The sequence below is a fragment of the Paenibacillus sp. FSL F4-0236 genome (genome assembly GCF_038000135.1).
Classification (GTDB): Bacteria; Bacillota; Bacilli; order Paenibacillales; family Paenibacillaceae; genus Paenibacillus_AQ.
The window spans coordinates 349,816-375,619 of the sequence record NZ_JBBOBK010000001.1 but is presented as its reverse complement, the minus strand read 5'-3'; the positions used below and the strand labels follow the sequence as shown (position 1 = coordinate 375,619).

Genomic DNA, 25,804 nt, shown 5'->3' with positions numbered 1-25,804 from the left:
CTTATCTACCCTCTCCGGCAATCTACTGAATAGCGTCTACAAACCTTTTGGTAATCTCCATTGGTCTTGTAATCGCTGAGCCGACTACTGCTGAAAAAACACCTAGATCAAACATTTTCTTCAGTTCTTCAGGAGTGGAAACACCGCCTTCAGCTATCACAGGCACAGAGAAGTTGCTTACGATTTGCTTGACTAGCTCAAAATCTGGAAGTGACCGCTCTTTGGTGTATTCTGTATATCCGCTTAAGGTAGTTCCCACAAGATCAAACCCCAGCTCAACGGCTTTAGCAGCTTCTTCAAATGTAGAGCAATCTGCCATAAACAGTTGATCTTTATAGGTCTCTCTTATGTGAGGAAATAGTTCTGAGATGGTTGATCCATCCGGACGAGTCCGGTCTGTCGCATCCATAGCAATGATATCTACCCCTTCGCGGTAAAGCTCATCTACTTCCTTCAGGGTTGGTGTAATAAACACTTCAGAACCTTCGTATACCCTTTTGATGATCCCAATGATAGGTAGATCCACTGTTTTCTTAATTTCTTGAATATCCGCTACGCTATTTGCCCGAATACCTGAAGCACCACCCAAGTATGCTGCATAAGCCATTCTTCCCATTATAAACGGACTATGCAGCGGTTCTTCGGGTAAGGCTTGACTGGAGACGACTAGTTTATGTTTTATCTTTTTAAGTACATTATTTTCAGTATTCATCAGTAACCCACTCCACATTTTTATTTATTCTTTGACTGCTCCTGCTGTAATTCCATTGGTGAAGAAACGTTGGAATAACATGAACACTAGCAACATCGGAATTGCAGCAATGGTGGCTCCGGCCATTTTATATGCGAAATTAGGATTCAGATCCTGCATTAAGGTTGCAGTACCAACCATTAATGTTTTCATTTTGTTCTCTTGGCCTATAACCAGCTGCCACAAATAATCATTCCAGACTTGCACGAAATTCAGAATAAATAAGGCTCCAATACCAGGTTTAATAATAGGCACCATGATGCGAGTAAAGATTCTCCATTCATTTGCACCATCTATTCTTCCGGCTTCTCTTAAAGCGTTAGGGGTTAAATCGAAGAATCCTTTTAATAGGAAGACTCCAAATGCACCCGCGACGTTCGGCCAAATCATACCGTTATACGAATTCACCATTCCAAATTGCTGTGTAATCCGGAATAAAGGCACGATCATAATTTCCTTAGGAATCATCAAGCTCGATATGAAAATAATGAAGATGATATCTTTACCTTTAAAATTGATCTTTGAGAATGCATAGGCAGCCATAGCGCCTACAATAATAACGATAATCGTAGATACGCCTGAGACATAAATACTATTAAACGTCCATCTTAAAGCCGGTTGGTTCTGAAACACATCCACATAGTTGGAGAATGTGATCGAATTAGGCCACCAGTCTGGAGGCATCTTCACAACATCTGAACTGTTCTTAAGAGAACTAGTGAATAACCAATACAAGCACTTCTGGAGCTTTTCCGGCTGGACCTGCCCCGCTCCCTCTAGCTTTATGAGCGAGCCTAACAATACCTTGTGCGATGTTATAAGAAGTTAGTGCAAATCTTTCTTTCGTATCATTCGTCCCAAGCATGATCACTACCAAATCAAGTGGTGCATGTGACATGAGGCATGGATAGAGATAAGCTATTCCGGCTAACCCTTCAAATAGCGGATCGTCACTAACACTGGTTCTACCAGGAAGCCCTTCTTCTATGACACGATAAGCGTCGCCCAGTTCTGCATGCAGAAGCCCGGTCCAACGTATTTCATCATTAAACCTTTGGTCCGTCTTTGCGTCGTAGCCCCAAGTATTGGAATCACCAAAGCATACGATGGTTCTCTTCATTGCATTAACCACAATATTTTTCGATCGCTTGATCAATCAATTTCATAATATCTGCGATTGGACCAGCATCTTCAGCGGCTACCCCTTCAAGCGGTGCTCTTACACTACCAATGTTTACGCCTCTTAATCTCAGAACCTCTTTAATTTCCGCATACATAGAACCCTTGAGGGAACAAAGCGCGATGATGATATCGTTGATCTCACTTTGAAGTTGTCCTGCTTCCTCAAACTTGCCGGCAAGTACAAATGTATTAGCTTGCAAGAACAGCTCTGGCATAACTGCATAAGTACCACCAATGCCAGCATCAGCTCCCATGATTCTTCCCGCAACATACTGTTCATCCGGTCCATTAAAGACCACTACATCTTTTCCACCCACTCTTTTGAAGCGTTCAATATCCATAGGTGGCATAGAAGAATTCTTAACGCCGATAACTTTTTTATTAGTAAGCAGTTTCTCGAATAAAGCTGGAGTTAGTGTATATCCCGTAGTCTGAGGAATGTTGTAGATAATGAACGGTAGAGGAGTTGCCTCCATAATATCGCTCCAGTATTTAGTTACTGCACTATCAGGTAATTTGAAATATATAGGTGGGATTGCGGATAGTGCATCATATCCTAAGCTCGCCGCATGTTTTGCTAATTCGATACTATCTCTAGTAGAAGGGGCTCCTACATGAGCAATCAGTGTCATTTTACCTTTCAGGTTACTAGCTACATAGCTAAGTACCGCTTTGCGTTCGTCCAGACTCTGGTAGATACATTCTCCAGAACTACCTCCCACATAAACACCTTGAACTCCTTTTCAAATAAGTAATCACATAAGGCATGTGTCCGGGATTCGGAAATATTTCCTTGATCGTCATAGCAAGCATAGAAGGCAGGTATAATTCCGTGGAACTTGTTGAGTGTCATTGATAATCCCCCTTAAGATGTGAACGGTTTCTTTTCTACATATTCAAGATATCACTTAAATTTGGTTCTGTAAATTATTTTCTCTATTTTTTAAAAAATAAAATTTATTTCCACCAGAATAACAATCATACTAAAAAAATAGTTTCATTTAAGTGAACGCCCATAAAATAAGACCTTATTTTCCAATTAAAAATAGAATATCGAACGATATATGCAGCTCTAGTTATTATCAGAGTAACACTATCTACGACCTTAAAGTCATCTGCCGAATTGGTAATTATTAGAAATCTTTTGCGATTCGCAAGGGCAATAGATTATCCTTTTAAATCTAATAAAAGTGTCTCCTACAAGGAGACACTTTTCTCCACAGGAAGCACAAACCCTAATTAACACACAATGTTCACTTAAAAACTGTGTTTTTCACGTGGACACAGCTTTAAAAAACTAATTTCTATGATATAATGAAAGCGTAACCAGAACAATACAAAATATATTGTTTCTTCGCCAAAGGAGGCTGGAGGAAATGCTAGCAGGTCTTAAAGAACTTAAAAATTGGGTAACGGAAAATTGGAATCCAACGATGAATTCAGGTAATGAGGATTATCAAAAAATGGAATATTCTGTGCAACGCCACTTGCACACTCCAAGATCCCCAAAACCACTCACCTATGAAGAAGAAGCTCGTATCAAGACTGTTAAATTCCATTAATCTCACCACCTTTAGATACAGATTGACCCTATAATAGAATCTTGTCCTAAGGCCGCAGATCCGGAAATCATTCCAGTAGAGCGGTCTTTTATTATGCCTTGAGATTATGTACCAAAAAAACCTCCCTCTCCATGACGGCATCCCATCACTTCGAAAGAGGCTTCCTAGCATCATTTGATCTTATACAGACATTTGTCCTTTCTTCTGCAAGTCCGAAAGCTTGACCGCCTGACCTGCGTTCAATCTCGAATGTTCCGACGCGAATGCGATCAAATGACTCTGCAGGGATGCCGTCGCCGAGGTCAAGCCTTGCGATGGATTGCTGTCGAATTGACGCACATTCCGCAGGAATGAGCTTACCATACGGTCATCGCCGCCTCCATGGCCATCGCCTTCCACATTGCAGCCAATCTCAACCTTCTCGCCCGATACATAGCGGTACAGTGTGAAAGATCCTTTGTCCATATCCCCGATGATCTCGCCTTGTGTTCCCATAATTTGAACTCGACGCGTGCCGCTCTGTGTCAGCCCTGACATGATGAACGATGCATTTGCTCCGTTCTCGAACTCCATGTTGACTACCTGGTGATCCACGACATTATTATCGCAGCGATACACGCAGCGACCCCACGGTCCTTCCTTCAGCGCCATCAAGATCCCCTCTTGCGACAAATCATTCGTCATATAGCGTGCCCAAGGGTGTTCCGGGGGCTGAATATATATTTTCATCGCCGAGAAGGCGCATTCCTTCTCAACCTCACAGCCGTTGATACAGCGATCCGCGGAGCCTTCCGGAGCGTTCTCCGCCCTGAAATGCAGTAATGATCCGTACGAGCTCACGCTTGTACACGGTTGATTCATAAGCCATGAGATGAGATCCAGATCATGGCATGATTTGGCCAGGATCATGGGACTCGTCTCCTCCGAATTGCGCCAATTCCCGCGGACATAACTGTGTGTCATATGCATGTAGCCCACATTTTCGGTTAATTGAATCGTACCTATCGTTCCGAGTTCACCGTCTTCGATGCATTTTTTGATCCCAGACCAGAACGGGGAATATCGCAGGACATGGGTTACGACGAGCAATCGCTTATACCGAAGCGAAGCTTGCTCCAATTCGATGCATTCTTCCATGGAAGGCGACATTGGCTTCTCTAGCATGACATGATAGCCTAGCTCCATCGCTTTCATCGCTGGTATATAATGCATCCGATCGAGCGTAGCAATTATCATCACGTCCGCCATTTGACCCTGATCGAATACTTTCTCCCAAGAATCGTAGACATGCTCTGGGGCAATTCTATGAATCTCTGCAAATCGATTTCTACGTTCATCATCCGGCTCAGCTACGGCAACAATCTTTAATTCATTCGGGAACTTCTCCGCGTAGGGCCCATAAATATATCTTCCTCGACTGCCAGCGCCAAGTAATACAGCTGTTAATGTTCTCAAGACTACTCCTCCTCTTGCGCACCTAGTGTACTTCCATTGTAAGGCGGTAGGAACGGAGGCAAAAGAGATCGTTACTGACATTTCATATACATTTATTGACCTTGATTCTGTATATGAGTCCTTGCCATACGGAAATCTTGCGGAGTTGTTTCATTCTGCTTCTTAAAGAAGCGAATAAATGCAAGTGCTGAGTTGTACCCCAGGGCAGCAGCAATTTCATTCACTTTCATCGATGTGTTGAGCAGCATATCCTTGGCGATCAGGTTACGATAGTCGTTCACATATTTAGATAACCCTATTCCAGTGATTTGCTTATAAAGTCGGGACAAATACGATGGATTCAAGCTCACGTAATCGGCCAGCGCATTTAAGGAAATATCAGTGGAAATATGTTCTTCAATATATCGATGCACCTTATTCACGACCTCTGTCGGCAATTGCGTACCCCGCAGCGCATTCCATTCGAAGAAGCAATCCGCCATTTGCGAGAAGTATTGAATCAGCTCCGACCATGATGCGGAATCTCCATAGCGATATAACTTATCCAGATCCATCAGCGTATTGATGTAATCCCGAATTTCCCGATTCTTATGGATATAGAACAGAAAAATAGCTGAAAGCGAATGATACAGTTCGATCTTCCTCTCATTCGGCGACTCCTTATCATTCCAAATGGACGTTAGTTCGGCATACAGCTTGTTGAATTGCTCCCGATGATTATTCTCGAGACAAGACATCAGCAATTGAACACGGGCGTGATAGAAGGCATCGTGGTAGTTCCCACTCAGATCACCGTTCACTTCTCTTTGAATGTCTTTATCGGTCAATATGACCTCATTAAATAATCCATGTCCTTGTACCAGGCCGTATTTGATCGAGTGAAACCGATCAGATATGTTATCCCATGTCGTTGCTTCACTTCCAAGAAGGAAAGAAACCGATAAACTCAGCAATCTCTTGCAATTTCCCTGCACAGTCTCCAGAATTCCGCTCGTATACCGATGAGCTCTGATCCAATCCTGATCCCCATATTCGATAGACGATCCATCCGGGATTTTCGGTTGAATCATCCAGACGATTTTGGATAACTCGAATACAACGGAATAGCATCTGACCTGCGTGGACAAATACTCATCGCAAATGTTCTGTACGGCGTAAGTCAATAACGCTTTATCCGGCGTCGTGAACATTTCTTTCCATGCGTCTACCCTGCCTATGAGCAAGTAAACCGGCAATGTCGCATCAAGCCGGATATCGATTTCTTTGAACGCCTGCTTTAATTGGCTATCCGATACATGCTTGCCTTGAAAGAGCTCCCACACATACTCCTTTTGCAGGGAGGGCAATGCCAGTCTCATTTTGGATTGCGCTCTAGCGATCATCTGTTCTTGGTTATTTTCTTCTTCAATTTTCTCAATCGCCCGTTCTACGGACTGAATAATTTTCTCATCACTTTCGACCTTCAGAATATAATCGAACCCACCGTACGTAATTGCGCTCTTAGCATAATGAAAATCATTGTATCCTGTTAAGAAAATAACTTTGCAGGCCGGCCACTGGGATTTGATTTCCCGAAGCAGCTCAATCCCTTCCAGTCCAGGCATCTTAATGTCGGAAATCACGATATCAATACGATGATGAGACAGTACCTCCAGTGCTTCTTCACCTGAATATGCCTTCATAACCTCGAGTTGTAAATGATCGGTCTCATTGAATAGCTCCAGAAGACCATCGACAATAATGGGAAGGTCATCGACGATTAGCAGTCGGTACATGCTGATTCCTCCTCTAGTTCGCGCTTAGATTGATTCTTACTTGAAGTCCACCAAGAGCAGAACGTGACACTGTAATGCCAAATTCCTCACCGTACCGCAGCTGTATTCTGCGATGCACATTTATGATTCCGGTTGTTTCCTCCATCCGAGTGGTGGATTGACGCAGTCGCTTCTGAAGCTGTTCGATCTCCGCATCGGAGATGCTTCGGCCATTATCTTCGACATAGATGGAGAATACATCACCCACCCGCTCACAATGAACCCATAGCTCACCCTGCTGAATCATATTGCCCAAGGCATGCTTATAAGCATTTTCGATGATCGGCTGCAGAATCAGCCTCGGCACGAAGAGATCGGGAACATCACCTTCGAACTTGACTTGAATACGGTCTCCGTAACATATGGTTTGCATGTCTACATACGTGCGAGAATGATTGACCTCCAGCCCCAGCGGAATATCATCCTCGTCATCACGAGTAATGAACTGAAAATATTGTCCGATGTACAGGCAGAATTGATAAGCCTTTTCCTTCTGATTCTCGGATTTAATTAACCGGCACAATACAAAAAAACAGTTATATAAAAAATGAGGATTAATTTGCGATTGCAATCGTTTCAGTTCGGAACGCTGGTTCCTGATTTGCTGCTCGTAATTTTCCTCGATTAGTGTTTTCAAGGATCGGATCGTATTATTAAAAGCTTGGTACAAATACCCGAACTCATCGGCTCCACGATCGATCACGATCGGTTCCAGCCTATTCTGCTGAACGCGCCGAAAGGAATGCACAAGTTTCATTAATGGCCGATAGATAAATCGTAATAGAAAGTAGGAGAAGAAAACGACAATACCCACAGCTAGCGCGCAAGCCCACCAGAACAATGTTCGATAGATCTCAAGAGAACCCAAAATCGTCTCTTCGGGAATGCACATAATCGAATAGGAATTCCAGAGACTGGAGTATTTATATACCGTAAGAAACCGCTTACCATTATACATAATCGTTTCGTATCCTTCGTCTTTTTGCAATTCCCGCTTATCCGCAGCGAAGGATTTCATTTGTTCCAGCAGTTCCGGATCCATGTCACTCTCGATCTCCCAACCACGTTCCAGATTGAGCAATACGCTCTGTCCACCACGCGAGCTGCCGATTTGAGATAACGTTTCTCTGATTTTGATAGTCGATAATTCAACCGCTACGATATAAATCGGATTTTTAACGGTATTAATGGGGTATTGCATGGAAATAAATAATCGATCGTTCCAGTAAATGAAAGGTTCTTCGTATAATCTCTTGTTTTGCTGCATAGAAGCATATTCCTGCTTATTCATCGAAGTTTCAAATTTATTGCTAAGAATCGTTCGGTCGATAAGAGGGATATACGCCCTTGCTTCTTGAATAAATGGACTTGAGTTCTTCATCAATTCAAGCCGTCTTTGGATATCTAATATTTTTTGCGCACGATCGTAATAACTCATGTAATTGCCTGTAGTTGCAATTTCCATCAAGTCTTTGTCCATCACATAGTTCGGCAAATAACGGCTGATCCGGTCTGCTTCCTTGTCGAGTGAATCCAGATAGAAGCGAGTCGTATTTAGAATAGACTCGGAAATTTCACTCCGAATATTGTCCGAACCCTTCTCATTAATCAACCAGGTAATCGCCATGAGCGGAAACAAGGCTGCCAGAAAGGCAGCCATTATTTTCTGGAATATAGAGGAATCTTTAATCAAGAATCGGATTTTCATCGTTTGTTCTCCTGCAATGCAATGTCATAGTTTTGAGTGCCCTATTTTATTCTTTGACACTCCCCATCACAATTCCTTTAATGAAGAACCGCTGCAAGAACGGATACACGATAAGAATCGGAAATGCTGCTACGAATATTTGAGCTGCCCTGCTCGTACGATCGGACAATTTGATCATTAATTCTGCCCTCTCAGGTTTAATAAAGCGGAAATCCATTTTGATAATGATCGTCTGCAGGAAGGTCTGCAGCGGATAATTCTCGGGATGATTCATGTAAATCATACCATCAAACCAGCTATTCCAATGCCCCACCATAGTGAAAAGACCTGTCGTTGCCAATGCCGGCAACGATAGCGGCACATATATTTTCCATAAGGTAGTAAATTGACCCGCCCCATCGAGCAGCGAAGATTCCTCAAGTTCTTTGGGCAGACTGCGGTAGAAATTCAGCAGCAGAATAACGTTGAACACCGTGACCGCTCCCGGCAGCACCAAAGCCCAGATTGTATCGAGCATCCCAAGGTTCTTCACGGTTAAATAGTTTGGAATAAGCCCGCCACTGAATAAAATCGTGAATACGAAGAACCATGAATAGAAGGTCCGCAGCCGAAATTGGCGAGAATCTTTGGATAATGGATAGGCCGTGATAATCGTCAGGAACATGCTGATTGTCGTTCCCATAAGGACCCGCTGAATCGATACCCAGAATGCGCGTAAATATTCAGGTTTTCCAAATACGTTAGCATAAGCAGCCGTTGTGAATTCAACAGGCCACAGGATGACTTTTCCGGCGGATGCTGCCTGCCCGGAGCTGAACGAGAGCGCCAAAATATGAATAATAGGCATGAGGCATAACAAAGATACGGATGCCAGAAAAATAAAATTACATATCAAAAACAATTTTCTTCCGAATGATCTGTTAGTACGCACGATGTGTCTCCCTTCTGAATTACCGCCGATTGCATTAGAAAATGCGGTAATTCGCTACACGATAGGCTAAGATATAGGACATAGATACGAATATGAAAGAGATGACGGATTTCAGCAGTCCTACGGCCGTAGCGAAACCGAACTGTGCTTGCTCAATCCCCATACGATATACGAAGGTATCGATAATATCCGCGCTTTCATAGACCGGAGGACTATATAGGTTGAAGATTTGATCAAATCCGGCATTCAGTACATTCCCGATACTAAGCGTAAACATGAGAACGATAATAGGAAGCATCCCCGGCAGCGTCACATGTAACGTCTGCTTAAAGCGTCCTGCGCCGTCGATCTCCGCTGCCTCGTACAGTGACGGATTAATACTGGTAAGCGCAGCCAGATAGACAATCGTACCAAATCCGAACTCTTTCCATACATCCGATATGACCATGACATAAGGGAACCATTTATTGTCTCCCAGGAAAAAAACAGGGTCTATACCAAACAAGCCAAGCACTTGATTGAGAATACCGGAAGATGGAGACAATACATCGATTAGAATACCGCTTAACAAGACCCATGATAGAAAATGCGGCAAGTACACGAGCGTCTGGAAGGTCCGTTTGACCCATTCTTTCCGCAGCTCATTCAGAAGTATCGCTATGGTGACCGGAACGATCATACCTGCTACAATTTTCATCACCGCAATGTATACTGTATTGAAGAATATCCGGCCGATATCGGGGTAATCCATCAGTAACTGAAGGTTTTTAAGACCAATAAATGGTGAGCCGAACAACCCTTTATTCGGTACGTATTTCTGAAAGGCCATCATAATGCCGGCCATCGGGATATAACTGAAGATGAGGACCAATACGATCCCAGGAACCAACATCAGGTGAAGCGGCCACTCCCTCTTCCACATACGCGTTAATACATTCATGCCATCCACCTCGCTATAGGACTAAAAATGAAGAACTAGGTTAAAGAAAAGAGAGGTCGTTTGTGTTCAACCCCTCGATTCTCCTGCTATCATTGTTTGTGAGTCGCGTACCATTCATTGACTTCTTTGGTCATTTCGTCGCCGCCAAGCTTTTTCCACTCTTCTACGAATTTATCGAATTCATCCACGGATACTTGATTCATCATAATCTTGAAGTATACTTCATCCCGCTTCTTCTTCAGGATTTCTTGTCGATCTGCCATGGTTGGAGTCGGTGCGCCGTAGAATTTGTTTTGTAGGTACTGTTTATTGTTCTGAATTTCAGGAACAAGTGAATATGCACCTTTTGGACCTGAGATCAGATATTCCCACCACATGTTGATATCGGTACCGTCAACATACTTCATGGCACGCTCGTAACGAGTTTTTTGATCTTTCGTCTCCAAAATGCTCTCGTCTTTGTTCTCGATTGCTTTTGGCAATATTTCACCGTTATTATCCTTTTGTTTACCAACACGAAGCGGGCTTAGAAGCCAGTAGTTGTTGCCTTTCTCCTTCAGGTCTTTACCATACTCATACACTTTCTGTTCTGGCGTCGGATGATTATCCACGACAATCCAATGGTTCAGCAATTTAATAACACCTTCCGGATGCTTCGCTTGCTTGGAGATAACATAATATTCGTCAACACCCAAACCTATCTGTGATAGTGCAGGTTCGCTATCCACCGATGGAATCGGGAATACGCCCCACTCTTGTACGACTTTACCATCCTTTACTGCGCCTTTAGCGAGCTGAGCCGGTACCCAAGACTGGCCGTATACGATACCTGCGTTGTTGTTATAGAGGAGCTCTGCTGCTTTCTCCACATCTTTAACGACGAACTCAGGATCAATTAATCCTTTCTTGAACATTTCCTGCAGCGCCTTAAGTGCATCTTTCACTTGAGGCTGAATGTCACTGTTGACCAAATTGCCATTTCCGTCTTCCATCCAAAGATTTTCATAAGCATGGTAACTATTCAAGAATGCTATTAGTCCTGTAACAGCTGTGGACTGGTTGTTAAATGGATCTTTGCTAATTACAATTCCATACGGTTTCCCAGTGCCGCCTGGATCTTTTGTTTTGAACGCTTCTGCGATCGTCAAGAGATCCGCCATCGTCTTCGGTTCCGGTAGGTTCAATTTCTTCAGCCAGTCCGTACGTACATAGAGGAACTGATACTGGTACGGATTATAAGAACTTGGAATCCCCATGAGTTTACCGTCGAAAGTGGCGGTCTTCAGTTGCATTCCGCCATCCATCGACAAGAATTTCTTCGTCTCATCCGTCGCATTCTTGTCATATACGTCCGTGATATCCATAATCATATCCGCTTCGGTCAGCTCTTTCAGCTGTGTAGCATTAACCTTCATGAAGTCCGGAAGATCATTGGAGGCGATGGACATCTTCACTTTTTCCTTGAATTGAACGTCATCGGCGGACACCCATTTATTCGTGAGCTTCACACCGATATCTTTCTCATACGCATCATAGACCGAGTTCTTCTCAAAGCTTTCGCCCTCATCGAATTTGAGATACTGATCGCTTGCCGAAACTGTTGAAACTTCAATCACTTCATTTTTTTGTTCCACAGGTGTCTCAGGCTGCTTCTCAGGCTGCTTCTCCCCTTCATTTGTGGTTTTGCCGCATGCCGTGATAGTTAAACTTAGGATCAATGCGACGATCAGAAGTATTCTACTTTTTTTCTTCATATTACCCCTCCACATTGTCTCAAAATAGGTCTTGCATCTACTTCATGCTGCTTCTCTTCCTAGTTCTAGTATAGGAAAGGAAAGGACCCCCATCTATATACTAGTCTTTACTTTCGTATACACCTCTTGACTACCGTCAGGCTTGTCCCTAGAACGCACAAGAGAGAGGGAGTCTCCCTAGGTTAGGTTGACTCCCCCTTCGTTGAAACGTTACCGTGTATTAACTCGAATATTCAGCTCCCCACGATATTTGACAAGAGATGACGCGCCGCTTCTTGCTTCATTTCCATTTCTTCATTTTTCGATAAACCTAAGCGCACGTTCTGATTGATATTCAGTTAGACCTTTTGCGAATTGTTGATCGGGAAATCCTCTATGCTGTAGCTTTAAACCCGCTGAAGTTAATGATATATGGTGATGCAATTGATAAAATAACAGCCTATCCGGATCAAGCTTATCGTTCTTAAGATACCGATAGAAATCTCCAAAACGCATCTCCAAAAAACTATGCTCATGCTCAATATCAAAGAACGCTGCTCCTTCGATATCGATCAGAAAGGGCTCCAGCTTATCATTAACCAATACATGGTCAGGACCCAGTTCCCCATGAATAAATCCATACTGCTTTCTAGGCTTAATTCTTGATTCAAGCTCATACAACTTATCGAGCAATTTACTTTGATTAGACCCGATCTTCTCCATATGCTGAGAGGCGTAAGCTAGCTGTACTTTCGTATTTTTCATTTGTAATGAATGACATTGTTCTGTACTGATCTCGTTAGCATTGGCTTTCCCAAAAATCTGCCTTTCGGTGGTATGCATTGTAGTAAGCATATCCCCCAACTGCTGAAACACTTTATCTTGAGCAGCTAACTCGGAAAGTTGGAAAAAGGTTTCTGCCTTACGTCCATCTATATATTCAACAAGCGCATAATCAAATGGGTAACGATCTCTTTCCTTGTTCAGATCATAAAGTGCTGGGGTCTGAATTCCATGTTGTGTTAAATACTTATTGTTTAATTCAAACAAATCACTTCCATAGGACTGTTCATTTATATCTTCATTCGCTTTTTCTTCTTCAAAATAATTCATGGAAAGATCCCACACATACAAAACGCAGGAAAATCCATTACTGCACTCAATCTTGTAGACCACCTTTTGTGCGCCACCATGCATTCGTGAAACACGAGTAACTAAATAACTGGTGCCAAAAATCCGTCCAATATAATCCTGTAAGTCGGTCTGATCGAGATGATAGGTAACGTCCATTAACAACACTCCATTGATTAAGTTTTGCCGGCTTCACAATAGTAAATAAAATCCAGCCCAAAGTATAGACTTTTTCTTTCTGATCAATTATGATGTTGAATAAGGTCTTGAAAAAAATAAGCATACAAAAAGCCTTTGGATTTTATTCCAAAAGGCTTTTTTTTGATGAAATTTCTAGCAGCTTCATAACCAATCTCATCATTCCATACGCAACTGATCAATTTCTTTTTTTCGAACAGCATTAGACCATCGTTTTATATTGAAATTGATTAAATGTTAATAATAACATCTCTTATTCCTCGATAAGAATGAGATTAACCTCTTTCTTTTGCTTTGTTTTTTCAGTTGTAGCACTAGCTGAGATATCTAAAATAGCTTCCATTTTCTCAATATATTGCATAGGGATTTCATCCAGCAGGGAAAATATTTTTTTGAAGCATTTTTCATAAGCGTATTGTACATATTGGCTATACACTTCTTTGCCTATTGTGGAAACCTTAATGATAATGTTTTTCTTATTATCTGATGTATGGTACTTTTCGAGCAGCCCTTTTTCCACCATTTTTTTTACATGTTTTGAAAATGCGCTCTTAGATATTCCCAGCCGTTTTGCAATTTCCAGCATGTTTTGATTTTTATCTTCATTCTCCAATAGATATTCCAGCACTTGAATTTGTGCAGCAGAAAATAAAAAAACAGTATTATAGTTGTACTCTTTTTTATAGGAGTCTGCGTATGAATTTCCATATTTAACAATCTTCTCTACAAATGTTCTATATTTCCCCATCCATTCAACTGCCAAAGAAATCCCTCTTTTCCCGTCAATTTAGCTCATAAAATTATATCAAAAATTGTAATTTTAACATAGCTAGAAAAGCGCTATTGCTTTCAAATAAAAAGTATAGTATAAAAACTATATAGTTTCCAATGGAACCTATATAGTTAAGGGGGAGTATTTATATGGGGAAAAAGATAATAAGAAGATTGCTTGTCGTTTCTATGTTGATGATTTTTGTAAGCGCTTGTTTATCAGGTTTTTTACAAACTTCTTATGGAAAGGTAGAAATTATTGATTTTAAGCTACCAACTGAAAATGGGCAGTGGCTGTCTGGACAAATTTTTAAACCTGAACAATCAAATGAGGAGCACAAGGTTCCTTTAGTTATTACCGAGCATGGTTATCTAAACAATAAACATATGCAAAATTTAAACGCTATTGAATTATCACGCAGAGGGATTGCAGTAATGACATTCGATGCCTACTATCATGGAAAATCAAGCTCGTCGAGCGAGCCAGTCATGAAGGCAGTAGCAGCAAATGGTGAGGGAATGATACCTCTAGTGGAATTTGCCTATAAAAGTCTCGATTACATTGATAATGACATGATCGGTGTTATGGGGCATTCTATGGGTGGAATGTCCACATGGTTGACGTTAATGCACTACGGTTCACAATATTATGCAGCAATTGAAGAAGCGAAGAAGCCCGATTCGGAAGGCGCCGAGACAATAACAGACAGCGAAAAGGAATATGCTAATTCCTTAAACAAGGTCGCAGCAGGGTTGCCGGTGGGAAATATCCGTTTATCTAGTGAAAAGGTATTTAGTCAAATCCACGCTAATATGGGAATTATTTATGGTCAATATGATGAGGGGAATTATGATTTGTCTCAAGGCAATGGCGATCTCTCCAATAATGCTGATGAGGCCTTAGTCGCAGTGAACTCGATTTTTTCAAAAGCTGAGCAGCATTCGAGCTTTAATGTAGCTAAATATTATGGAGATGCAGAAAATCAAACACTGAGAGTAATTTATAATCCAAAGCAAACGCATGAATGGGCACATTTTTCAAAGAAAACTGTTGCATACACAGTAGACTTTTTCAGCCAGGCCTTTGAGATTTCACCACAAATAAAAAATACTAATCAAATATGGATCTGGAAAGAGCTATTTAGCTTTATTGGATTATTAGGTATTTTTCTATTGATTTTCCCAGCATCCTATTACTTGTTGGAAATTCCGTTCTTTAAGCACTTAAAATTAGCAAAAAAACAAAGCAGTTCTATAGCTAATGCATTGCAAACGGAAAAAAGCAAAAAGAAAACTAGAGTTTTTTGGATCAGCTGGTCGCTTAATTGGATTTTTTCTGCTATTGGCGTAATCGTAGCTTTAAATCTAGATAAAGTGATTTTTAAAAGCACGTCCAATTTCATGTCTGTAAAATGGTTTACGCAGCCCATTACAAACTATATCTTGATATGGGCAATGTTTAGCAGCCTTATTGGAGCGGCACTATTTGTATATAAGTACAAATTGGAGAAAAGAAATAACGCTGAGCTTTCTTTGGAACAATTAGGATTAAAAATCGGTTTGAGCAAAGCAGGAAAGACTTTAATTCTTGCCTTATGCATCTACGGAATTTTTTTCGGTATCGTATATGCGGCAGAATATCTTTTTAACGCTGATTTTAAATTTTGGATACTCGGAGTATTTACATTTAATTCAGATAAGTTATTGGTATGGATGAACTATTTGCCGTTCTTCTTTATTTTCTATCTAATAAATGCGCTTTTAATAAATATATTAAGTTTTAGTAATATAAAGTCTGAAAAAGCAAATATGATTGTCGCTGGACTGGGAAACGTGCTAGGTATTATGCTTATTAACGGAATCCAGTATGCTGTATTATTTACGACAGGTAATACATTTTGGCAAGAAACAAGACTTTATCCAATGGTACTGCTTCCGTTTATTTTCTTACTATTTGCAGCTGCAATTATTAGTCGCAGCCTATACAAATTGACAGGGAACGTGTGGCTTGGTGCTATGGTGAATACCTTGATCATCACGATGATCGGAGTTGCCAATACTGCTACATTAGCACTTTAAAGAAAGTTTTGAACATAGAGGGGTTTCTTACAACAGCAAATATGCCACAGATTTAAGTTCCTGTTTCAACTATATTCCCCGTTACTTTAATAGGCTGCCGCGAATGCCGTCAGCCTATTTGTAATTTGCTGACCATAAGTGAGTAGACTGACTTATTACCAAACAACTGCTGGCTCTATGGAATCTCCATCTTTTCCATTGTGGTTCTTACGTGTATTCCCACTCGCTCGTACTGAATATTTCTATTCGCGACAATGATTTTACCGCTACGTTTAGGACTTTTTCCTTTTCTTCTAGGAGTGATAAATAGCACCCAATGAAATGATAGTGATATAGGAGTTGTATTCTTCCTCAGTTATCAATAACTGATAGTCCTAGACGGCCGCTTTTTTATTGAACTGTCATTATCCGTTACTTCAATGATTATAGGGATTATACCTACATTTAATTATTTCTCCTGACATGCCCTGAAACGATTCATATGGGTCACAGAACATTATGACTCTGTAAGGACTGCCAATTTTCTCAATATCTCCCACAGTTACACTGTTATGATCACAGTGGGTTGCAGCTGGTCGAATGAAGCCGCCCTTGCTGGAAGTCCGCGGTCTAGTGTTCCTAGAATCGATACATTATTTTTACACTTTAGTAATCAAATAAATATTGCTCTTCCCATGAATTCATATTAGGCTTCAACAAATTTAATATCCCAATTAATATAGATATCATTTATATCATTTAAATCAGTAATTTTGCTTAGATATCTTTTTAGTTCTTTTGGCTTTAATATTTTTTCGCCATCAACACCGTAGTAAACTAAATAATCTATATAGACGTATAAATTTGAAGTTTTATGATCGAAGTAGAATGCTCTTGGTCTGAGAAATTGAAGTCTGGGAGAAGGTAAGATTAAATCCCCGATCACTATTCTTTCATTTTCTGCTCCCATTCTTGGTAACTCAATTTTATCTATAAGAGTAAAAAACATTTACCGAGCTAATCTGCCCGTTAGTTGAATAAAGGCAGTCGATCACGTTGACTGATCGGCTGCCTTATCGTGTTTATTGAGCTATCGATACTCGTTAGCTTAAGGACTAATCTCTAATTTTATTATTGAATAATGTTAATGGGAATATCTTGTGGTTAAACTTGGCGTTCAGTATCCATGTCCTTTTTATACATTTTTTCCGCTTCAATAGGACTCTCTTTTGCCGTCATATGGCTTGGAATTACCCGATAAACTTGAACCGGACCGCCGAATACAGCTGATCTATACTTCTCCACATGCTGCTTGGACAGGGGGCGATTATAGTAACCTGGTACATACTTATTCATCATTTCCTGAAGTACATGAGTGGCTTCATCCAAATCCGTGATCGGTTCTGCTTGTCCGAATATCATTACGCTCATATAAGCTGTATCCGTTTTCGCAGGTACCGGATCCGTAATGGTTCCGTATTCCTCACATACCGTAAAACACACCTCTGAATTAACACTCATCACCTGATTACGCCTTCCGTCTCCAGCCCCGTGAAAATAGAGTTTCCCTTCTGTCCATACATAATTAAGTGGCACAACATAGGGGCGATTGCCATCAGCCAACCCAAGATAACCCAATCTTGCTTGCTGAAGGAACCTTTCAATCTTCTCTTGATCCAGGCATTCCCTGCTCTTGTAACGAACCGAATTCATATCGATATCTCTCCTTTAACTCTAGCGTGCGGCAACGACCAAATTGCGAATACCAGCGTTGTTACGGTAGTATATCAATGTATGGATTGCATTAAAATATCCAAAAATGACCGTTTAAAGCAATCCATAATTAATATTATTATGATTGGGCTTCTATTTGGAGGTGTGTACGATGATGAAAGTAATTCGTAATGATAAGAGACCGATCTGGCAGCAATTGCTTGATCAAGCAATTCATAATATTACTAGTGGAGTCTGGGCGCCAGGAGAATTACTAATACCTACCCGCGAACTTGCTCACATCGTAGGTGTCTCACGCTCAACTATACAGATCGTCTATGAGGAATTGTTAAGTCGAGGTTATACAGTCACCTCTCGCCGAGGAGGAACGCGAGTTAGTAGATGGAAGCAATTCAATGTGTCAACGAAGGAAATAGAAACAGAGGGTCCCACACCTCCTTCACTCTCCTTGTTAGACTCAGCTGTTGATCATTTACATGACTGGTTCAGAGGTAAAGAACAGCTAGAAGTGGATATTGATTTCAGTCCTCATGAACCCTATTTGGATGAACAATTTCAAAAAAGCTGGCGGCAATCGCTGCTCCACGCATCTGCTGAAATGGATTTATCAAGCTGGGCTTACGGTAATTGCTACGGTTACACACCATTACGTGAGCAAATACAGCGTTATTTATCCCTTGAACGGGGCATACATATCCAAACTAATCAGATTCTGTTGACCTCAGGAGCTCAGCATAGTATCGATTTAATCGCACAGTCGCTTTTAGCTGATGGGGACACAGTTTCAGTAGAAGATCCAGGTTTCCCAGCTGCTTGGATGGCGATGAAATATCGACGAATGAATGTGGTACCTATTCCCGTTGATGAGTATGGTCTAGTGGTGGAGCATATTCACCCTCAATCCAAACTGATCTTTGCCACCCCTTCTCACCAGTGCGCAGTAGGGGTCGTTATGTCGGAGCCCCGTCGGCAACAATTGCTACATAAAGCGATTCAAGAACGGTTTTGGATCATTGAAGACGATTATGATAGTGAATTCCGGTATCGTGGGGAGCCACTGCCAACGTTGTTTAGTCAGGCATCCAATAATACTTTGTATCTCATGAGTTTCTCTAAAATGATTGCTCCTGGCATTCGTATTTCGGCTATTATAGGTTCAGTCGAGGCAATTGCTCAACTAGCGAAGGTACAGGAACTGACTTACCGTCATCTTCCGATTATGGATCAGCTAACACTAACCCATTTCATTAAAAATGGTCATTTTATGCGGCATATGAGAAGAGTCAGAAATGTATATCGAAGAAGACACGAAGTCATGACAAAAGCTATTATGGCTAGTGGTTTAGGGGAGCGTTTTACACTCAGTGGAGTAGAAACAGGATTGCATATGTTACTTGAGGCTGAGGAATCATACGACGAAGAAACTGTGACAAATTTAGCCCTACAACATGGAATACGCGTTTACCCTCTTGGACCCTATTGTCTGGATAGCAAAAGAAAGGGATGGGTATTGGGGTTTGCAAAAGTAGATGAAGCATCAATTGAGCAGGGGATACATCGCCTTGCGGAGATAATTCTGTAAAATCATTTCCGCAGGATTAGATAAATTAAAAGAAAGTATGGACTTAAATTACTTGGTCCGATGGTTACAGTTACCGTGAATCCCTTGGTTACGCCCTCATTTTAAGATACTTGGCTTATGCAGATAGCAAATAAATAAAGCCTCTATCCCGCCACTCGGAATAGAGGCTTGTATTATTCTTACTCCTTTAGTACTCTCCTTTGATTACAAAATACGAGCCACGGATTGTACCGGCTAGTTTAGACTTTTGCCTAGCAAATTTAAACTTCTCTTCTAACTCCTTTGGTATCTCCATCCCCTCAGAAAGCTTAAAACCAACGGCTCGCTTCTTAGGATCATCAACCGTATACATGACATTAACCTCAAGTCCATCTTCATAAAAGACATAAGTGAATTTAATATTTTCCACTTGAAAACGCGATGTTTCTAAAGGTTTTGCCGCAAACTCAATATTACGTTCTTCTTTTAAAATTCGGCTCACATAATCAAGGTTTTCCTGACTTTCGCTAGCTGGGACAACTGTAAATTCATGCTTGTACTTGTTCATAAAATAACGAGCTTCATTCGCACGTAAACCAGCAAGCGCCTCTGCTACAGGTGAAGACTCTACTCCGACCGTAGACACATTTTTAAAATCAACGATATACGTCATTTCCATCTCTCCTTTTCTCTCATTATTCCCTATCAATAGAATACAATAACTAAAATTTTAACTATATTATATCAAAAATAATCCACTTCACATGTTCAAATCTATGCCCGTAACTTTCTAAAAAAGAGCATCTGCTGCAAATCGGCCAAGACTTATAGCCTTCATCCTTGCAGCAAATGCTGACGGTCAGCTAAAAACCGTATCATCCATATATTGGTGCCATCGAAAACAAACTTTGAAACGGATTCCTACCTGACGCATTCTCTCAACCTTCTGTGTGACGAGCCCCTGAATACTGTTGTGATCAATCGAGCTCCGCGCGGGAGAATAGATCCCGGATCAACGTCTCATTTTCACAGGCCTGCTTCAACCGCACCGCGAACTGCTTAATAGCTTCGCTATTCTCCGAATAAGCACAGAACATATCCGCTTCCGGGTCAAAATGAATCGTATCTACCCATTCAGGCATATATTCGTTCACAAACACAGCCGCCAAAGAAGCCCAATCGTACCCGTTACCTTCAAATCCTTCGTCTGCCCGGGCCTCGAACACTTCCGATCGGTAGCCACCCACATTTAGAATGACAGACATGCCTCCACCTTGCTGATCCACGAGTATAAAAGGGGCAACGTCCTCTTCTGCGGATTCTGCTTCCAGCCGTGCAATGACCTCAGAGCGGGCTTGATCCGTGAAGCAAAGCACCCCGTTTTTCTGAACAATCAGCCCTTCCCGTATTCGCCCATCCAGCCAGTCGCTGTTCCAGCCCGGAGCATACCCGCCTTGACCGAACTCGCCGCCAAAAGCGATCATTTCCTCATATACATCCAGATATTGTTGACGGCTCGTATTTGGATAAGAGCTTGTGTACAGCCAGAACTGCACATCGTACATCAGAGTAGAAAGCTCATCCGCATGAAAGGAAAAGTGTCCCTTCTCTTCTACGATTCGGGTACAGACTCTACGGATCTTCTGCTCAAGCTGATCTACCTCAGACACATGGCTGCACAGCTTCGCAAGCAAAGGCGAGAATTGGCCTACGGCTACTTTGCGCAAATCCTCCTCTTTATCTTCTTGAGAGGTGTCGTAGTCCTCATCACTCACCAGACCGCGTATAAATGTCTCGAAGTCTTGGGCCAGGAACGTAATCTCATAATTATCTTCCTGATCCACATGAATTACCTCAGGTTCGCCGTCCCTCCCACAGTTCCGGTAATCCAGCATCACGACATCATGGCCTGCCGAAGGGCAGTCACAAATTACTACGCCGATGTCAGGATACCCCCACTCCTCAATCATGAACGGGCTGCCGAGATCGCCACAGAGTGAATAGCTTTTCTCGCGTCCGATGCCCATAATGCCCGTAATCGCAATATGATCCTCAGCCCATGAGGTCGCATCCTCCGTCGGAAAACAAGTATTATAAGGAACTCCCCCATTGTGCTGCTTCATCAGACTGATATAAGAGGCAGGAAGCTTGTAACCCAGTTCTTCTTCTACAGAAGCAATCAGCTCATCCGTAGGCGGGGCAGAAACATATTCTTTTAGCGCATAATCGCTATCTTTCCAAAATTCGGAGAGGTCCATCCCTTCAAAAGGAGTTGCAGTCGTCCCCGAATCATTATGTTGCTCTCTGATTGCCTGTCTGGCTGCGGCGTGTTGTTCTTTGTGTAGCTTGCGCTGGCTGAATTTCAGAAACATGGCCGTATTCTCATCATTCGGATCGAGGTCATGGGCAATACTCAGCACTCTCACTGCTTCCTCATATCGATTCAAATAGTAGTAGGAATATCCCACACGAAAATGCCACAGATAGTCATTCTGCCCTTGTTCCGCAATCATCGCGAAGTGTTCAAGGGCTTCTTCATAACGTCCCAAATTGTTATACGCTCTTGCCAGACTACTGACTACCTCGTAATCTCTGTCCGCTGGAGGAATCTCCATCAGAGTGTCTACAATCTTCTGGTGTTCATCATCTTCATGCCACTGTGTCAGCTGCGCGGTTAGTTCTTTGTCCATGGTCTACCTCCCAAACGTATAATCAAGTTACTAGAATATAGAGAAATATGGTTTTCCCTATTCTACCAGATGGGATGTAGGTATTGAAAATCGAAATAGGGCAGCTAAACGTAGCCATGACCCCAGCAGGAAACGGTAACTATACCTACCCTGTAAATAACCTGCAACACGGGGATACCATCGAGTACTCCTTTACCTATAATCCGGGGCTAGGGGCCGTCGATTCCCCGACCTTAACGTATATCCATGGGGTAACCCAAGGAACACCGGAGTAAAATGGATAAACCCTAGGCAAAATACATGAACACAAACAGGCGAGGAGGAAGTGCTGGTGCTTCCTTCTCACCTGTTTTGTTGTTTCAGCCATGCTGGTCTCCAAGGTGGAAAATTTGTTGCCATGCGTGATGCGTGACCTCCTTGACGACAAAATTCACCCCTTAGAACGTCATCAAGCCTAACTATTTACACCAAACTCTATCTTCTGATCAATAAATTGCTTGAATCTTGTAAAATACTGCTCTGATGCCTCCCAGCGCCTAAGGTCCAAAAAAGACATGTCCTGTTTGCCATATTGATTGGGCGGCTGATAATGCCGGGAAACATAAGTTCCATGATCCACTGTATAAAAATAATACGCTTCATCAGGAGTCTTGATTTCAATCCGGGCATGCAGGTAGTCTCCGTCCTCGTCCGTATGCGCTTGACGGAAGCTGTAATTTTTTGAGCCGTCCCAGAACCCGTCATCCTCCTCCTCTTCCGAATATAATTCCTGAATCACATCGTGTTGCAAAATGTCTTGCACATATTGGACCTCAATGTTTCGTAAATAAAGCTCAGCCATATTAATACAGGTCAACAACATAGTCCAGCAATCGCTAATCTCCGCTAGCTGTTCCTGAGACTCTTCTGTAATATCCTCCCACTCAGACCCTTCATCTATGGTTCTCCTCAACAAACCGATGGAATGATCATGCTCCAGCCAAATATAATAGTGATGCCGGTGATCTTTCATATAAACGCTGAGATCCCGCTCATCCCCGTCTGCATCAATATGCTCCAGTTGAACTTTGAAAAATACGCCTTGCTCCTGAAAATCAAAAGATGGTTTGTCATCCGTCATTAAAATACACTGAGTCAATTTCAATATATTTTCCTCATTGATCGTGTTATGGGTAAAATATAAATGAACAGGTTTCTTTCTCTTGAGGGGTTCATTTACTTTTTTCAATGCGGAACGCCCTTCTACAATAACATTCACCAGCGTGCAAAAGGAAAATTCCATGTCCTCCTCATCCATATCCAGAAAAACTTCATCAATCAACACCTCATGAATGTCCACCGGAAGCTCCTGAAATACGCCGTCTCCCTCCCATACATTTACTAAGCATGCAATAGATTTCTGCCCGTCTACTTTGATGCTGTACTCGTCATCCTGAACTAAAACCGCAGCGCTAAGATCACCTATAACAATTGTTTCCCCATGATTGTAGGTGCCGCACAATATTTCCTCAACCATCAGATTGCCCGAAACATAGATTTCCTGACCGCCTACAGCTATATTTTTCGCATTCAAATTACCGGTTACCATAAGCCCTATGGCACCATCTGTTTCTTTATTATAGAGATTCTCTACAGTAAAATTCCCATCGATAAAAATGATGATTACCTCTTTTTGTTGCGGGAAAGCCTGCTCCCAATCCAGATTAAGAGAAGGCAGCGTCAAATCCCCTTCATAATAAGCGGCTAGCTGCTCGTCACTGAAATCCTGGTAAAACTTCGCCCACCAAGATCCTTCCGGAAATTTATCTGCTAGTTGACTAATAGGAATGAATCGGAAAAGATTGCTCATACATTATTTTCCTTTCATTTTTAAATTTCCATTATTCTCTCATATGTAAAAATAAGGGTCAATCTCAACTTTACAAACCATCCCCCACAACAAAAAAAGGCCATCCTTCTATGGGATGGCCTGACAAATCAGAAGTACAATAGTAATCACCGTTTATTATTTTTTCAAAACCGGTATCCAAATCTCACTTCTGAAGGTGGGTGAAGATAAATCCTTACTCTCATTCCATAAAATCTCCGGGCCTCTTGCCAACTCATAATTAGCGGTAGGGAACCATTCAGAATAGATGCGTCCCCAGACATTTTGCAATGTATCGGGAAATGGTCCAACGGCTTCGAATACAGCCCATGTTGCTGCAGGAACATCTAGTTTCGTTAAATTTTCGGGGCATTCCTTGGTTGTAGCAACGCCAACATAATGGTCAAGTTCCCCCTTTTCTTCCATTCTCCCCTCAGAAAAATTCATCGATGCTTGAATCAGTCCCTGAGGTTCGACATTCGAGAGCTTTTTGAGCTGGTCGATGTCATCGCTAGTTAAGCTTTTCCACATAGATGCGATTTCCGGATTTACGCCATTAAATTGGATAGGTACCCTTCTCGTAATGCCTACGATACAGAATGACTCTTTTTCAATGATACGATAGTTCATTGCACTTCCCCCTTGAATCGTTAATTGAAAGGTCAAGCGCGGATAGGCTTTTAATGAAGGGCCATGCAACTTTACCGAAGAGGGCGGAATACCGTGCAAGCCTTGGAAAGCTCTAGAAAATGCGTCTGCTGAGCTATATCCATATTTCACCGCCACATCCATAACTCTTAATTCTCCAGCTTGAAGCTCAAATGCCGCAGATGTCAGGCGTCTCCGACGGATGTATTCTGATAGCGTGATGCCTGCAAGAAATGAGAACATTCTAGAAAAATGATATTCGGAACAACAAGCCAACCTCGCCGCTTCCTTCAGGTCTATATCATCAGCAAGATTCTCTTCAATGTATTGTAGAGCCCCGTTCAGATTTGCAAGCAAATCCATTCGAATGACCTCCCTTCACTAACAATATAGCAAGTATCGTCGGCATCCATCCGACATCTCATGCACAGTTTTGCTGGGTACCTAGGAGAAACTTGCCGCTACTTAAGATACGGTTCACCGCGCATTCAAAAAAGAGGTGCGAAAAGCCGGTTCATCACCGGACGCTTTTCGCACCTTCTCTCTTGCCTAAATTAACGCGTCGAAATGGCCCTCCGAGTTCACCGTCGCCGTCCGGGGATCGGTCAGACCGATGCCCTTGAGGCCTCCCTTCCACTCAATCCGCGAGAGGGGGAGGTGATCTTGAAGCGGAGAAGCCGGTACAAAATTTACGGGGGCGCTACTCCCGCTTTTCTGTACGAGTTGGGACTCCAGCAGCCGGATTTGCCGCTGCAGCTGCTCTCGGCGATAAGGAGTCTGCATCTCACTTCCTTGTGCCGCATTCACTTTATCCAGTTCCATCATCAGCCGGTTCCGCTGTTTCTCCAGGGAACTGACATCACTCTGTGTACCGCCGTAGGCCGCAATGGTCTGTACAGAGCTGATGCCTGATACTGTCTGTGCCGCCATGATCTTTCCCTCCCTTTCCTCGGCTCCCAATCCAAATTCAGCCAAATTTGAAAGTTCTAATCATCTTTATTACCCAGCAGGCCCCGTCATGACAACATCACAGCCTCAATTAGAGAATAATCGTCATATAGTCTCAGTCG

General features: G+C 42.2%; 23 protein-coding genes and 1 pseudogene. 4 read left to right on the top strand and 20 right to left on the bottom strand.

Features of this window, described 5'->3' with window-relative positions; all coding sequences use genetic code 11:
• Positions 1-22 precede the first annotated feature (22 nt).
• The 4 genes from NSQ29_RS01810 to NSQ29_RS01795 are packed head-to-tail and all read right to left on the bottom strand — an operon-like array spanning position 23 to position 2,655.
• The gene (locus NSQ29_RS01810; RefSeq protein ID WP_042191372.1) at positions 23-712 is read right to left on the bottom strand and encodes an N-acetylmannosamine-6-phosphate 2-epimerase; all 690 of its coding nucleotides are present in this window, start codon (positions 710-712) and stop codon (positions 23-25) included.
• Between the two features lie 24 nt (positions 713-736).
• Complete coding sequence (locus NSQ29_RS01805) at positions 737-1,486, bottom strand: carbohydrate ABC transporter permease (RefSeq protein ID WP_341124241.1); 750 nt, start codon at positions 1,484-1,486, stop codon at positions 737-739.
• A complete protein-coding gene (locus tag NSQ29_RS01800; RefSeq protein WP_341124240.1) occupies positions 1,467-1,871 on the bottom strand; it encodes a GDSL-type esterase/lipase family protein in 405 nt (134 codons plus the stop codon). The genes NSQ29_RS01805 and NSQ29_RS01800 overlap by 20 nt, the downstream gene beginning before the upstream one ends.
• Positions 1,872-1,875: 4 nt before the next feature.
• Positions 1,876-2,655, bottom strand: a complete 780-nt coding sequence (locus tag NSQ29_RS01795; RefSeq protein WP_341124239.1) for a dihydrodipicolinate synthase family protein — start codon at positions 2,653-2,655, stop codon at positions 1,876-1,878.
• Positions 2,656-3,309: 654 nt separating this feature from the next.
• Between NSQ29_RS01795 and NSQ29_RS01790 the strand changes: the two genes are divergently transcribed.
• Positions 3,310-3,495 carry a hypothetical protein gene (locus NSQ29_RS01790; RefSeq protein ID WP_042130754.1) on the top strand — a complete coding sequence of 62 codons (186 nt, stop codon included), beginning with the start codon at positions 3,310-3,312 and terminating at the stop codon, positions 3,493-3,495.
• 180 nt (positions 3,496-3,675) lie between these two features.
• Here NSQ29_RS01790 and NSQ29_RS01785 read toward each other — a convergent pair whose 3' ends face one another.
• The 8 genes from NSQ29_RS01785 to NSQ29_RS01750 all read right to left on the bottom strand — a co-directional run bounded on the left by NSQ29_RS01785 (position 3,676) and on the right by NSQ29_RS01750 (position 14,168).
• Entirely contained in the window at positions 3,676-4,950 is a 1,275-nt protein-coding gene (locus tag NSQ29_RS01785; protein ID WP_341124238.1) for a Gfo/Idh/MocA family protein, read from the bottom strand.
• 92 nt (positions 4,951-5,042) lie between these two features.
• Positions 5,043-6,725 carry a response regulator gene (locus NSQ29_RS01780; RefSeq protein ID WP_341124237.1) on the bottom strand — a complete coding sequence of 561 codons (1,683 nt, stop codon included), beginning with the start codon at positions 6,723-6,725 and terminating at the stop codon, positions 5,043-5,045.
• Between the two features lie 13 nt (positions 6,726-6,738).
• Positions 6,739-8,472 (bottom strand): sensor histidine kinase, encoded by a 1,734-nt coding sequence (locus NSQ29_RS01775; RefSeq protein ID WP_341124236.1) that lies wholly within the window; start codon positions 8,470-8,472, stop codon positions 6,739-6,741.
• Between the two features lie 46 nt (positions 8,473-8,518).
• Positions 8,519-9,403, bottom strand: a complete 885-nt coding sequence (locus tag NSQ29_RS01770) for a carbohydrate ABC transporter permease (protein ID WP_042191389.1) — start codon at positions 9,401-9,403, stop codon at positions 8,519-8,521.
• Between the two features lie 34 nt (positions 9,404-9,437).
• On the bottom strand, positions 9,438-10,343 hold the full coding sequence (locus NSQ29_RS01765; RefSeq protein ID WP_042191391.1) for an ABC transporter permease: 906 nt from the start codon (positions 10,341-10,343) through the stop codon (positions 9,438-9,440).
• Between the two features lie 89 nt (positions 10,344-10,432).
• Positions 10,433-12,097: an extracellular solute-binding protein gene (locus tag NSQ29_RS01760; RefSeq protein WP_042191393.1), complete on the bottom strand. Its 1,665-nt coding sequence runs from the start codon at positions 12,095-12,097 to the stop codon at positions 10,433-10,435.
• Between the two features lie 294 nt (positions 12,098-12,391).
• Complete coding sequence (locus NSQ29_RS01755; RefSeq protein WP_341126716.1) at positions 12,392-13,321, bottom strand: phosphotransferase; 930 nt, start codon at positions 13,319-13,321, stop codon at positions 12,392-12,394.
• A 337-nt stretch (positions 13,322-13,658) separates the two neighbouring features.
• Positions 13,659-14,168, bottom strand: a complete 510-nt coding sequence (locus NSQ29_RS01750; protein WP_076300449.1) for a MarR family winged helix-turn-helix transcriptional regulator — start codon at positions 14,166-14,168, stop codon at positions 13,659-13,661.
• Between the two features lie 158 nt (positions 14,169-14,326).
• Between NSQ29_RS01750 and NSQ29_RS01745 the strand changes: the two genes are divergently transcribed.
• Entirely contained in the window at positions 14,327-16,255 is a 1,929-nt protein-coding gene (locus NSQ29_RS01745) for an alpha/beta hydrolase family protein (RefSeq protein ID WP_341124235.1), read from the top strand.
• 685 nt (positions 16,256-16,940) lie between these two features.
• Here NSQ29_RS01745 and NSQ29_RS01740 read toward each other — a convergent pair.
• Both NSQ29_RS01740 and NSQ29_RS01735 read right to left on the bottom strand, forming a co-directional pair.
• Positions 16,941-17,204: a hypothetical protein gene (locus NSQ29_RS01740; RefSeq protein WP_179086733.1), complete on the bottom strand. Its 264-nt coding sequence runs from the start codon at positions 17,202-17,204 to the stop codon at positions 16,941-16,943.
• A gap of 194 nt (positions 17,205-17,398) precedes the next feature.
• The gene (locus NSQ29_RS01735) at positions 17,399-17,947 is read right to left on the bottom strand and encodes a pyridoxamine 5'-phosphate oxidase family protein (RefSeq protein WP_341124234.1); all 549 of its coding nucleotides are present in this window, start codon (positions 17,945-17,947) and stop codon (positions 17,399-17,401) included.
• A gap of 172 nt (positions 17,948-18,119) precedes the next feature.
• Between NSQ29_RS01735 and pdxR the strand changes: the two genes are divergently transcribed.
• Entirely contained in the window at positions 18,120-19,550 is a 1,431-nt protein-coding gene (gene pdxR / locus NSQ29_RS01730) for a MocR-like pyridoxine biosynthesis transcription factor PdxR (protein ID WP_339266895.1), read from the top strand.
• 187 nt (positions 19,551-19,737) lie between these two features.
• Here pdxR and NSQ29_RS01725 read toward each other — a convergent pair whose 3' ends face one another.
• From NSQ29_RS01725 to NSQ29_RS01715, 3 genes and pseudogenes are all read right to left on the bottom strand, one after another.
• Positions 19,738-20,202 (bottom strand): hypothetical protein, encoded by a 465-nt coding sequence (locus NSQ29_RS01725; RefSeq protein WP_042191399.1) that lies wholly within the window; start codon positions 20,200-20,202, stop codon positions 19,738-19,740.
• A 304-nt stretch (positions 20,203-20,506) separates the two neighbouring features.
• Positions 20,507-20,815: an immunity 51 family protein gene (locus NSQ29_RS01720; protein WP_341126715.1), complete on the bottom strand. Its 309-nt coding sequence runs from the start codon at positions 20,813-20,815 to the stop codon at positions 20,507-20,509.
• Positions 20,816-20,857: 42 nt separating this feature from the next.
• Positions 20,858-22,219: pseudogene (locus NSQ29_RS01715) on the bottom strand (SMI1/KNR4 family protein); the annotation flags it as partial.
• An 83-nt stretch (positions 22,220-22,302) separates the two neighbouring features.
• Between NSQ29_RS01715 and NSQ29_RS01710 the strand changes: the two are divergent.
• Positions 22,303-22,494 (top strand): hypothetical protein, encoded by a 192-nt coding sequence (locus NSQ29_RS01710; RefSeq protein WP_339798372.1) that lies wholly within the window; start codon positions 22,303-22,305, stop codon positions 22,492-22,494.
• A gap of 179 nt (positions 22,495-22,673) precedes the next feature.
• On the opposite strand, the gene NSQ29_RS01705 is transcribed toward NSQ29_RS01710, so the two are convergent.
• The 3 genes from NSQ29_RS01705 to NSQ29_RS01695 form a co-directional block, all read right to left on the bottom strand.
• The gene (locus tag NSQ29_RS01705; protein ID WP_341124233.1) at positions 22,674-24,068 is read right to left on the bottom strand and encodes a hypothetical protein; all 1,395 of its coding nucleotides are present in this window, start codon (positions 24,066-24,068) and stop codon (positions 22,674-22,676) included.
• Positions 24,069-24,224: 156 nt separating this feature from the next.
• Positions 24,225-25,097 carry an AraC family transcriptional regulator gene (locus NSQ29_RS01700; RefSeq protein ID WP_341124232.1) on the bottom strand — a complete coding sequence of 291 codons (873 nt, stop codon included), beginning with the start codon at positions 25,095-25,097 and terminating at the stop codon, positions 24,225-24,227.
• Positions 25,098-25,283: 186 nt separating this feature from the next.
• Positions 25,284-25,664: a FlxA-like family protein gene (locus NSQ29_RS01695; protein WP_076286012.1), complete on the bottom strand. Its 381-nt coding sequence runs from the start codon at positions 25,662-25,664 to the stop codon at positions 25,284-25,286.
• Positions 25,665-25,804 lie beyond the last annotated feature (140 nt).